The organism is Flavobacterium sp. CF136 (genome assembly GCF_000282055.1).
Classification (GTDB): Bacteria; Bacteroidota; Bacteroidia; order Flavobacteriales; family Flavobacteriaceae; genus Flavobacterium.
Genome location: NZ_AKJZ01000102.1, coordinates 50,506 through 63,154 on the forward strand (window position 1 = coordinate 50,506; position 12,649 = coordinate 63,154).

At 32.9% G+C, this 12,649-nt stretch carries 8 protein-coding genes; all 8 read right to left on the bottom strand.

The features are described 5' to 3' along the window. Window positions 1-15: 15 nt before the first annotated feature. The 8 genes from PMI10_RS20035 to PMI10_RS20070 all read right to left on the bottom strand — a co-directional run bounded on the left by PMI10_RS20035 (window position 16) and on the right by PMI10_RS20070 (window position 12,644). The gene (locus tag PMI10_RS20035; protein WP_007811161.1) at window positions 16-2,007 is read right to left on the bottom strand and encodes a DUF3857 domain-containing protein; all 1,992 of its coding nucleotides are present in this window, start codon (window positions 2,005-2,007) and stop codon (window positions 16-18) included. Between the two features lies 1 nt (window position 2,008). Then, window positions 2,009-4,036, bottom strand: a complete 2,028-nt coding sequence (locus tag PMI10_RS20040; protein ID WP_007811163.1) for a DUF3857 domain-containing protein — start codon at window positions 4,034-4,036, stop codon at window positions 2,009-2,011. A gap of 4 nt (window positions 4,037-4,040) precedes the next feature. Further along, entirely contained in the window at window positions 4,041-5,948 is a 1,908-nt protein-coding gene (locus PMI10_RS20045) for a DUF3857 domain-containing protein (RefSeq protein WP_007811165.1), read from the bottom strand. Between the two features lie 63 nt (window positions 5,949-6,011). After that, a complete protein-coding gene (gene dtd / locus PMI10_RS20050) occupies window positions 6,012-6,464 on the bottom strand; it encodes a D-aminoacyl-tRNA deacylase (protein WP_007811168.1) in 453 nt (150 codons plus the stop codon). Window positions 6,465-6,498: 34 nt separating this feature from the next. Then, entirely contained in the window at window positions 6,499-6,861 is a 363-nt protein-coding gene (locus PMI10_RS20055; protein ID WP_007811170.1) for a four helix bundle protein, read from the bottom strand. A gap of 30 nt (window positions 6,862-6,891) precedes the next feature. Continuing rightward, on the bottom strand, window positions 6,892-7,875 hold the full coding sequence (gene rsgA / locus PMI10_RS20060; protein WP_007811171.1) for a ribosome small subunit-dependent GTPase A: 984 nt from the start codon (window positions 7,873-7,875) through the stop codon (window positions 6,892-6,894). A 138-nt stretch (window positions 7,876-8,013) separates the two neighbouring features. Further along, window positions 8,014-11,298, bottom strand: a complete 3,285-nt coding sequence (locus PMI10_RS20065) for a VIT domain-containing protein (RefSeq protein ID WP_238539492.1) — start codon at window positions 11,296-11,298, stop codon at window positions 8,014-8,016. 263 nt (window positions 11,299-11,561) lie between these two features. Beyond that, window positions 11,562-12,644, bottom strand: a complete 1,083-nt coding sequence (locus tag PMI10_RS20070) for a bifunctional 3-deoxy-7-phosphoheptulonate synthase/chorismate mutase type II (RefSeq protein WP_007811176.1) — start codon at window positions 12,642-12,644, stop codon at window positions 11,562-11,564. Window positions 12,645-12,649 lie beyond the last annotated feature (5 nt).

Sequence of the window (12,649 nt, forward strand, 5' to 3'; positions counted from 1 at the left end):
TTTTTCAATCCATAATTATATTTTTTTGAGTACAATTTTCTCATTTTGGCTAATAATCGCTTTCTGAAAAAGATCTTTTAAGACATCGTACTCATCTGCTGGAAAAATACTCTTGTTAATTTCTTTTGTACTTGCAATTTGAATTTTATTTCCCAGATTGGAAATATTTAACATGAAAACTATTTTTTTATCTTCAGACGAGATTCGAATGGGCTTTGGCATTGATTCTACCATATAGCCTTCCGGAATATCTAAACTCAAATTGAATTTTTCCTGTGTCTGATATCCAAAATAAATCGCCATTTGCCTTTTTTCCTGAGTAAAAGGGTTTTTAGTTCTTGTAAAAAACAACAAAGGATTGATGAATATTTTACCTCCAATAATTTCGGATTGATTCTCAGATACAAAATTAAAAGTTTCTAAAACCGGATCTGATAAATTCGTCTTTTTATTTTCAATTGAATAATTTGAAATTTTCAATCCACCCAAATCTTCTTCTAATTTTTCGAGATAATTTTCTGTGGATTTATTGGCATTTTTAATCCTGAAATTATATGCCTCATAATTTGTTTTCCGAATCCTGATTATGCCTTCCATTTTTCCGGAATTTTCAATTTTTACTATCAAATTTGATGATTCATTCGATACAACATTAGGATATAAATCTACTTCCTGAGAAGTTCCGTCCTTTTTAATAAGTCTTCCTTTCCAGTTTAAAACATTTAACGGCAAAATATCCTGTGATGTAAATTTATGTGAAGCATCTAATAAAACTTCTTTACCATCAACTTCGGCAGCTGCGATAACATAATTAAAACCCGTTCTTGTTGGATAAACCGGTATACCGTGTTCGACAGTACTTACCAAAACAGGATTTGTTTCTATACCTGCCAATTTGAGCATATTGATTAAAATAAAATTGATTTCAGCCACATTTCCGGTTTGGTCTGCGTAGGCTTTTACAACTCCTTTATCTGTGTAACAACCATTTTCTTCATTCCAGTTCATTCTGTTCTGAACGAATTTAAAAATAACATTTAATCTTTCATTTTGTGATTCAACGTTGATCAGTAATCGTTTTACCTCATCAATCAAAAAGTTTTTTTCATTAAGTTGTTCTCCGAAATCTTTATCTTTAAAAATTGTAGTAGCTACACCTTCCCATGTAATGGAATAATCTTTAACAGGCTGCTCCGGCATGCGAACCCTTTCCAGCTCGTGGCTAATACTGCCCTTATAATTATCAATATTATTAACATATGGCTCATCAACCAAAGCCCGGATATCTTTTCCCGAGTAAAAAGAATTAATTTGCCTGTACGTCAATATATTGGTTTGATTATGTTCGTTTTCATAATTTTGGCTTCCATTGGCAAATTTAGAATCTGATTCTATAGGCAGACCTCCAATTAAAATTGGTTTATAAATATAAAATTCAGGAATCTCCGTTTTGTATTCAAAATAATTTACAGGAATTCTATATTGAAAATCAAAATCCGGAAGTTTAGTAATGTTTTCTGATTTCAAAATGTATTTGTACTCAATAATTGAACCCACTTTTACATTAGGCAGTGTTATGATTCTTTCGTTCCAATATTTATTTATATTTTTCTTAAAACTCCCCTGATTATTGAGTTTTGTCCTAACGATGGATCCGTTTTCAAGATTATAGGTTATTGCATTAGAAAACTCAACCCAATCTTCATTAAGCTTTTCATAACCTATATAAAATCGTACTTTTTGATCAGCCCAACTAAGTCCTTCTTTTTTGTAAATTTTAATTTTAAATTCATATACATGGTTTGCCGAAAAACCATTTTTTTGATTGTATGTAAAAAAAGTTCTTCCTTTTTTAAATAAAATTGCGGCAGGTGCTGTAGTATCTTTTGGATTTGATTTTTCCTTGAGTTCTGCAACAGTAACTTTTCCTAGTTCATAATTTTGAGCTTTGATATTTGAACACGCAAAAAATAAAAAAACAATTATTACTATATTCGCAAATTTCATCTTATATCTTTTTTAAAACAATCTTTTCAGTTTCTTTAGCAATCATTCCTTTATAATATTCTTTTAGCATTTCATATTTTTCAGTTGAAACAATTGCTTCATTAATTTGGTGTACAATAGACAATTGAAGTGTATTTTCGTTTACAGCAATATTAAATTTAAAAGTTCCCAGATTATCTTCCATTGTTAATACAGTCGGAGTTGGTAATGTTTCTACTGTAAATCCTTCAGGAATTTGAATTGTAATATTATATCTGTCTGAATATGGAAAACCAAAATCTACAGGATACTCTCTTACTTCCTGAGTAAACGGATTTTTGTCATTTGTAAAAAACAACATAGGACTAACGTAAATTTTACCTCCAATTAGTTCACATAAATTATTACCTGTAAAAGAATATGTTTCTATGATTGGTAATAAAATATCTTTTTCATTTGTTCTGCTATATTCGCTGATTTCAATTTTATTATTGTCATTTTCGAGTTTTTCTAAATATTCCTCCTCCTTAAGTGAGCTAACATTCTTTCTTGTTATCATCGCATTATAATCACTGCATTGTCTTTTGGTTTTACCTGTTACCTTTCCTTCGGAATCAATACTGTAATTTATAAAAACAATATCGTTCGAAAGTTTTTTAGGCATCAAATCAACTTCTTCAGAGGTACCGTCTTTTCTAATTAATCTTCCAAACCAGTTTAGAGTTCTAAAAGGCAGAACATTTGGAGTTGAAAACTTCTCAGTTGCATCCAATAGTATATTGCCTTTTGGTGTTTCAACTGCAGCAATTACATAATTAAAAGCAGTTCTGTTAGGGAATAAAGCAATTCCGTTTGACCTTGTACTTACTAAAACCGGGTTTGCTGTCAAACCTGCATAACGCAGCATGGCGGTAAGCATTAAATTGATATCTGCAATATTTCCTGTTTTTTCTTTATAAGCTTTTTTGACCCCGTTTTCACAGCTATATCCTGTGTAATCATTCCATTTTACACTATTTTTAACATGATTTAAAATCGCTAGTATTTTCTCGTCGTCAGTATTCTTACCTTCTAAGATTATTTTTAAATCATTTTCAAAATAACCTGTTTTATTTAATTCAGGACCAAAATCGTCATACTCATAAATTGTTTTTACGACAGAATTCCAATCTGAAGAAAAAGATTTGATGGGGCTGTTAGGGTACTTGATCATAGAAAGTTCCTGTTCTAAACTAGAAATATAATTATCTATATTATTAACATATGCCTCCTCTTTCATAGCAGGTAAATCCTGAGCGATATAAGTTGTTTGTGTTTCAAGATAATCAATCTTATCCTGAGAAAATTCTGTCTTCGTCGCTCCCCCACCAAATCCTCCGGTTGAATATCTTTCTTTAGAATTTATAATAAGTGATTTATTCCTCTTTTCTGTAGTAGCTTTAGGAAAAATATATCCTTTTTGCCTAACATTAAAAGTATAATACTCGGGAATATAAGTTTTAAATTCAGAATAATTTACAGGAATACCGGTTTGAAAAGTCCAGTCCCGCATCATCCCTATACTAGATGTTCTTACAGTATAGCTGTATTCCAATACAGAACCTTCTTTTACATTAGGCATTGTAATCTTTTTTCTGGATCTGTATTTATTAACTTCCTCGTTAAAAATACCATCACTTTTTAGTTTTGTTTTTTCAATCTTGCCATTCACTAAATTAAAAGTATTAACATCAGAAAACTCTACTTTTTCTCTTGAGTTGTTATCTCCAATATAATATACTACACTTTGATTTGCCCAATCATAACCTTCTTTTTTATATATTTTAATGCGTGCCTCTACTTGTGTAATCAAAACAAATCCATCATTATCATTATACTCAATACTGGATTTTCCTTTTTTATACAATATTGCAGCTACTGCCGAAGTATCTTTTGGATGTACTTTCTGTTCTAATTCGGCAACTGATACTTTTCCTAACTTAAATTCTTGCGCTGTTAAAAAAAATGAAAAGAAGAGGAATAAAATAATTGGTAGTTGATTAATTTTCATCTGGTTAGTTCTTTGTTAATATAATTTTGGCGTTATCGTTTCTTGAAATCTGTTCTATAAAAGCACGGTATTCATCATATTCTTTATTCGAATATTTACCTTTATTTACAAACATGGAGCGTTTGTAAGTCAGTTTATTATTTTCTTTTTTGATGATTTCGGTTTTGTATTCTCCAAATTTTCCTTTCAACTCAAAATTTGAAGGCAAAAATTCAATAGAGAAACCTGATGGTAAATTAATCTCAATTTCATCTGTATCTAAGTAGCCGCGTTGAATCTGAAACGGATTTTTTCGGTTTCTGATACGTTTGACATTTCCATCATTTTTATTAAATGCATCAACAGCAAAAATCATCTTATTTGCAGAAATAGCTGCATAATTTAATGCGCTGACCTGAATATCTTCAGTAAAACGGACATTCTCTTTGTCATTCGTAAAAGTTATTTTGGCAAGCTTCAGATTATTGATATTATCCCAATATTCTTTATAATGTGTTTCTTTTTCTGTAGGCTGTAAAGTTTCTATTCTGGATTTCGAACTATATTGTGAGCCTTCTGAAATTATTTTAACTGAACCTGATAAATTACCATTCTCATCAATACTGTAAGTACCTTTATCCGTTTGGGTATTTCCTTTGTCCTCATATATTTTAGTTCTGACAATTACTCCACCTTCAGGTTTAACCACTAAAACATCTCTGTCATCTGTAAAAGTCCCCTGATAACCAAAAGGATCATCCTGACTTGTACATTCCAGCCAGGTATAATTATCTCCGTTTGGAATTGCCAATATCATATGGTTCCCTTGCATAGAAACAAAATCAGACTGAATATCAGACTTATTGCGATCGCCATATAAAATAGTATTGTATGAAGGAACATCAACTGCCTGCAAAAGTGCTTTAGTATAATTTGATAATGCCTTACAATCTCCATAACCTAAACGATCTACATCTGAAGCAAGCATAGGTTTCCATCCGCCAATACCAATAGCAATATTTACGTATCTTGATTTCTTCTGCATATAATCATAAATGATTTTTGCCTTCTTTATAGGATCTTTTTCGTCGCCGACAAGAGCTTTTATCTTAGCTTTAGTTTCTTCTGACAAAACAGTGGTTCCTGTTAGAATTTTATCTCCGTACCATTTACCAAATGCTTCCCAGGTTGTAGCTGTTCCGTCAACACCTTCTAAATGAAAATTCTCTAACCCCATCATCACTCTTGGGAAAAGATCTCTGGAAGACGGACTAAAATCTTCTGATTTTTGAGCTAAAATATTAACAGCTTCATAACTTAGTTTTGTGTCAGTATCAACCGTTTTTTTAATTTTAAAATCAGAAAACTGAAACTCTTTCTTTTTAAACCCGAGATTATTAGGAAAAGTAACATTTAGAATACATTTTTCAACACTTACATAATACCCTCCCAAAAAATACCATTGCGGTATAAAAGCTGTATTTGATGTTTCAGTTTCACTAGTATAAATAACCGTGAAAGGATATGAAACTGGTGTATAATCTAAATAAAGCACACGATTATCTGAAAAAAGAGTACTGCCGCTTACAGCGCTCTGATCTCTAAAATCTTTTCGTTTAATTTTCTTGATTTCATTACCAAATGCATCGTAAACAATTGCTTCAACACTTTTTACTGAAGTTGTTTTATCATAATGCTGATAAGCGTCAATTTCACCTAAACCTTTTTCGTTTAATACCGTTACAACTCTTTGCGTTTTGATATCCATACTACGTTGCGAAGCAATTGTAATATCCATTTGGTCCAGACGAACAACAGCATTCGCATTTTCCTTAAGGCTATCAGCAATTTTGGTTATAGCATATTCGCTTTTTTGGGCGAAAGAAATAAGCGTAAACAAGAAAAAAAGTAATGCGTAACAAGGGTTTTTCATTAGTAAGTATTTTCGCCAAATATATATTTTTTTTAGCAATCCTTTAACAAATATTTAAGATTTTTATTCCCTGTTTTTGCTGTCAATCAAAATTGTCACGGGACCATCATTTAAAAGACTGACTTTCATGTCTGCACCAAAAATTCCGGTCTGCACTTTTTTATTGAATTCTTTTTCTAAAGATTTTACGAAATTTTCATACATAGGAATTGCGAATTCCGGCTTTGAAGCTTTTATGTACGAGGGACGGTTTCCTTTTTTAGTTGAAGCATGAAGAGTAAACTGACTTACTACTATAATATCGCCATCTATATCCTGAACAGAACAGTTCATAACATCATTCTCATCTCCAAAAATTCTCATTTTAATGATTTTCCCTACCAGCCAGTCAATGTCTTCCTGAGTATCCGCATCTTCAATTCCCACTAAAACTAATAGCCCTTTTTGAATATCGGCAGTTTTATTTCCATCAACAGTAACTGAGGCCGAAGAGACCCTTTGAAGAACAACTTTCAAAATAATGGTGAATTATGAATGGTTAATTGTGAATTCATTCTGTGGCTAATTTTTGTTTTGTTGTGATTATAATAGAAGCCAAAATTTTATTTATCTCGATAATATCCGATTTTATAGATTGAAACTGTGTTTGATTAAGATAATCTGATTGAAACAATAATTCTAACCAATAATCTGTTTCATTAGCTTCTTTTTGAGCAATAGCTAATTTGTGAATAAAATCTTTTTTGCTTTCTGCCTGTTCGGACTCTCTAACCATTGCTCCTATTGAAGTTCCACTCCGAAGTAATTGTTTGCTTAAAACAAACTCTTTCTTTTCTTGATTCAAAAACTGAAACAATTTAATAATCCTCAAAGCAAAATTAAAAGATTTTGTTTTTATAACGTTTTCAGACATAATTCACAATTAACCATTTACAATTCACAATTACTTTTGGTTTCTGGTTTCATCGCTAATTTTTCGGTCTTCATCATAAGAATCCGTGCGATAATTTTCCTCATCACCTTCCAGTATTTTAAGATAACTGTTGTAGCGCGACCAAGCGATTTCATCTTTTTCCAAAGCTGCTTTTATAGCACAGTGCGGCTCTTCTTTATGCAGGCAATTGTTAAACTTGCACTGATCTTTCAACTTGAAGAATTCAGGAAAATATCCGCTGATTTCTTCTTTTTCCATATCAACAATTCCGAATCCTTTGATTCCGGGAGTATCAATGATTTTTGCATTAAAAGACAAATCATACATTTCTGCAAAAGTGGTAGTATGCTGACCTTGTTTGCTGGCTTCAGAAATGTTTTTGGTTTTAAGATGTAAAGAAGGTTCCATGGCATTTACCAAAGTCGATTTTCCAACTCCGGAATGTCCTGAAAACATACTTACTTTGCCAATCATCATTTCTTTTAATTCGTCAACACCTTTCATTTCTGTCGAAGAAACACGAAGACATTTGTAACCAATTTGCTGATACACATATTGCATATACAATTGGTCATCCAGCGTCGTTTCATCAAAAGTGTCTATTTTATTAAAAACCAATATGGTCTCAATATTGTAAGCTTCGGCAGTTACCAAAAAACGATCTATAAAATTGAAAGTTGTTGGTGGATTGTTTATCGTAATCAATAAAAATACTCTATCGATATTCGATGCAATAATATGCATTTGATGTGATAAATTAACCGATTTACGAACGATGTAATTCTTTCTTTCGTGAATATTATGAATGGTTCCGGTTACAGCATCCGAAGTTTCTTCCAATTCATAATCTACAATATCGCCTACAGCAATAGGATTAGTACTTTTGATACCTTTCATCCTAAATTTCCCTTTCATACGGCATTCTATAAAATCGCCTTGTTCAGATTTTACGGTGTACCAGCTTCCTGTAGATTTATAAACGAGTCCTGTCATTCAAATATGAGATTTTAGATTTTAGATTTTAGATTACTCTTAAAACTAAAAAATATTAAAAGGCAAAATTACGTTTTTAGAATTGAACAACGCAACTTCGCCTTTTAAAATTGAAAACATACTTTGAATCTGGCTACATTACCAAACAATTTCAGCTAAAACTTCATTCTCCTTAATTTTTCCTAATTGAATTGTTTTTAAAACTTTAGTCGTTTTTCCTGCTTTAGTAGTATAAATTTCAACCATAACTGTTGCCGGACCATTTTCGGTCAATTCTCTTTCTCCAAAATAATTGGTTTTAATCAGGTATTTTCCTTTGACTGCATTTCGAATCAAATATTGTTCAGGACCGTAACCCTGTGTAAAATCTTTTGAAAATTTCGCACCTGCTTCAGTTGTTGTATGACTGTAATAACATTCTTCGCCTGTTGGTTCAATAATATGCAAATCCAAATCGACATCCATCAAATTCCAGTTCATAATCACCCTGATATCAACCGGCATTTTTTGAAGATATTTTTTATCTAATTTACCGGGATCCAAACCTGTATGTTCTGTCATCAAACGATTAATATCCATCAAAATAATGTCTTCTACGCCTTCATATTGACCACTCATTTCTCCATAATAATTTACTTCCAAAGCTTTTACCAATTGATCAAAAGCTTTCTGATATTTTCCTGCATCCTCAAAAGCCAAAGCATAATCTCTTAAACTCTGTGGTTCGTGAGCTCTCCATTTTGCAATTTGTTTTGCGGTGAATAAAGCATCATCAAAATCCTGCCATTGACGTAAAGTATAAGTCAATGTTTTATAAAGCTGATGGTTTTCTAATCCTAAATCGGCAATATTGCTGATTACCTGCAATGCCTTTTTCACATCACCCTGATTGTAGAAAAAGTGTGCTACATCAAAATAAAAACTTGGGTTTCTCTCCTGTGATTTTCGCAATTCGAAATACAAATCATATTGCTTTTCTTTTGGAGCTGATGCTAAAGCTTTTAAATACAATCTATCCGGGTTCCAGATTTTGTTTTCGTTTTGAATTGTATTAGCATCACCATTTTTCGTAGTAATCGTAATCACTCCATTTGATGCTCTGCTCCCGTAAATAGCAGTTGAAGAAGCATCTTTCAAAACGTTCATTGAAGCAATATCATCTTTGTTTAGGTCTTCTAGTTTCCCTTCGTAAATTTCACCATCTACTATTATTAAAGGTTTATTTGCATCCGTAATTGTTGTGTTCCCTCTTATTGTGATATTATTATTTGGCGCTTGCTCAACTTGAACTCCGGCAACTTTCCCTGCTAACGCTTGTGATATATCTGTATTTTTTGAAATACTTTCAGCTGAAACAGATTGCACAGCACCAGTAAGATCCGATTTTTTCATTGAGGCATAACCCATCACAACTACTTCTTGCAATTCATCCGGTTTTTTATCAACTTCCATAGCTTCAGCATCAGCCTTTGCCTTTGCAGATGCAATTAATCTTGCATTGTCTACCGTAGATGGAGCATTTTGAGAAATACTGTTCTCTTCCACTACAACACTTGCCGTTCCTCTACCAACTGGTTCACCTACTGTCATAACAGCATCACTGTTACCTCTTATTCTTTCTGCTGATTTTTTCCCTTTGTGTTTTGGCAAAACTTTCGGAGTTACATATTTTATATCCTTTTTCCACCACGAATTTAATCCTGCGAAATAACTGTCTATATTCTCCCAGTTATTTTTTTGCTGAGCCAGATTGCTGTCATGTTCCTGTTTTTTGATTCTGTCAAATTCTGCACGCAATTCGGCTGGCGGAATAATATCGTACATAATATAATCCCGAATATCCTCCAAAACAATCAACGAAGTGTTTTTGGTTATAATGCCGTATTTCTTTCCTAAAAGTTCAATTTCTTCTGCATTTTTGGCATATTGCAAATCAAGCCTGGCGATTTTTTTCTGTGCCCAAAGTTTCTCAATATTCACATCTGTCGTGCTTTGAGTCGAAGCATCCAAAGTTATTTTTCTTTCAAGGACAGCTTCATTATCATAACCAAACAATAGCGTAATTTCATTTTTCGGATTCAGTGAAACGCCTGAAAAACTAAAACTTCCGGAAACCGAGGTTCCTTCCAACGGAAATAAATCCGTTACCGTAAAATTTTCTTTTATTCCTAAAAACTTCAAATTATTATTTACCAATTTATCCAAAGCATTTTCTACATTCAATTGATTCAGATTAATAAAATTTCCGCCAGTTTGCATCGATGAAAAGTTCAGAAAAGCAAAATCCGCAGACACCGAAGAAGTAATCGTGTAAACAGGCTTTTTAGTCTTTGGCAACAAATTTTCACTCAAAGAAGACAATCCATCCGAGAAAAACAAGTATTCATCATGCCCGATAAAATTTATTTGAGAAAAACGTGTTCCTCCATCATACTTTGCGTTTTGCAAAACCGACTTTAATTCAGCCCAGTTTCCATTCGAAATCACATATTCTTTTTGTTTTTCAAAAGTGTAATTCAAAAAGTATAAAGTCACTTTCGTATTCTTTATTTTTTGAAAATAAGCATCCAGCAAATCCAGTTCTTTTTTCAAATCCCTTGTCTGGCAGCTTAGCGAATTATCCCAAATCAATCCAATCGAAGCAGATGGCTTTTTAGCAATCTCATTTCCTTCAATAAAAATATTTCCATAAAAATAATGCTGACCTCCTGTATTCTGCATCACTACACTTGGTATATTCTGCTGAATCGGAATTTTAAAAAGCAATTTCTCAGAAGGCTGGTAATTTTCCTTTTTCAAAGAAGTCTGAAAAGATTGGTTCCAGTTGGTAAAAGCAATCGTTTCCCCTGAATTTTCAGCAACACTAGGAGAAGAAGAAGCTCCCAAAACTGAAACATTTATCTCAAATTTATCCAGCTTTTTAGGATAGCGGCTCACCAATTGATACGCCAGATTATTTTTATCAGAAGCAGAAAGCTCTTCCTCATAGCCAATAATTACAATTCGTTCCCCGTTAGGCATTAACGGATAAATTCGGGTTCTGAAATTATTCCCATCCACTTTTTCCAACAATCCAGGATCAACACGACGATGTTCGACAGCCTCAAAAACCTGTTTCCCTTTATTTTTATTTACAGGAACAGCTTCGCGGATTTTACCATTAATATCAATTGCATACCTTGAAACCGAAACATTTTCCGGCAACGGAAAAATAAGTTCCGCTTCCATCTGACGACTGCCCGAATTAAAAAAATGCATTTCGGCAGTAGTGTAGGCAATATTTCCAACTACCTTAACATTGACAATCAGCTGACTCATTCTGACTTTTTCAGCTTCATCTCCTTTCACAGTCAGTTCAGGACTTTGTGCAAAAGTTTTAACTGCTGAAAACAGTAAAACACAAAACAGTAATTTCAAATTCACTTGAAAAATTTTAGATACAGACGAACACATATTTGATTTCATAACACGAAAGTTAAGGTTGTATAGTGATATAGAGAACAAAAAACATAAAAAGGTTGGGAGGAGTGTAAATTAATTTCATAAAAAAATCCCCAACCCTTTTTGTCAAAGGGATGGAGACTCTATTTTAATTATCTAAATCACATCCGTGACATAACAAACATTAATAACAAGCTTTGTAAAAACCTAAATTAACTTATATCACTTATGTAGTTTAATACAATTTATGCATTCAATACTTTTTCCTGGTGACCAATACTTTCCTGGTGAATTGCTTTGAACATTTTCAAAACAAACTCTTCAGTAAGACCTTTTTTCTCACCTTCCAAAATCATTTTTCCTAAGATTTCATTCCAACGATTGTTTTGAAGAATCGCAACGTTTGCATCTTTTTTCACCTGACCAATTTCGTCAGCAACTTTCATACGTTTTCCTAACAACTCTAATAAGTTAGCATCCAAAACGTCAATGTTAGCTCTCAATTTAGTCATTTTTGAACTGTACTCATCTGTAGTATCATCCGTTTTTCTGATAGTCAAATCTTTAATGATTTGTTTCAAAGCGTCTGGAGTAACTTGTTGAGCAGCATCAGACCAGGCATTGTCCGGATCGTAGTGCGTTTCGATAATCATACCATCGTAATTCAAATCTAAAGCTTCTTGCGTTACTTCAAAAATCATTTTACGATCTCCTGTAATGTGAGATGGATCGATGATTAATGGTAAATCAGGGAATTTATTTTGCAATTCGATAGCAATCTGCCATTCCGGAATGTTTCTGTATTTTGTTTTTTCGTAAGTAGAGAAACCTCTGTGAATAACTCCTAATTTCTCGATTCCAGCCATGTGTAAACGCTCAACACCACCTAACCATAAAGCCAAATCCGGGTTTACAGGGTTTTTAACCAAAACGATTTTATCAGTTCCTTTCAAAGTATCAGCAATTTCCTGAACCGCAAAAGGGTTTGCAGTTGTACGGGCTCCAACCCATAAAACGTCGATATCATGCTCTAAAGCCAGTTTACAATGTGCTGCAGTCGCAACCTCAGTACCCATCAATAAACCAGTTTCAGCTTTTGCTTTTTGCAACCATTTCAAACCAATTTCTCCAACACCTTCAAATCCTCCCGGACGTGTTCTTGGTTTCCATATTCCAGCTCTGAAAACACTAACTTTTGAATCTTTCAATTCGTGAGCAATTTTCAAAACCTGATCTTCCGTTTCTGCACTACAAGGTCCAGCTATCACAAGTGGGTGATCTAAATTGAAATCTTCTAACCACTTTCTCATTTCTTTTTTATTTTCCATCTTTT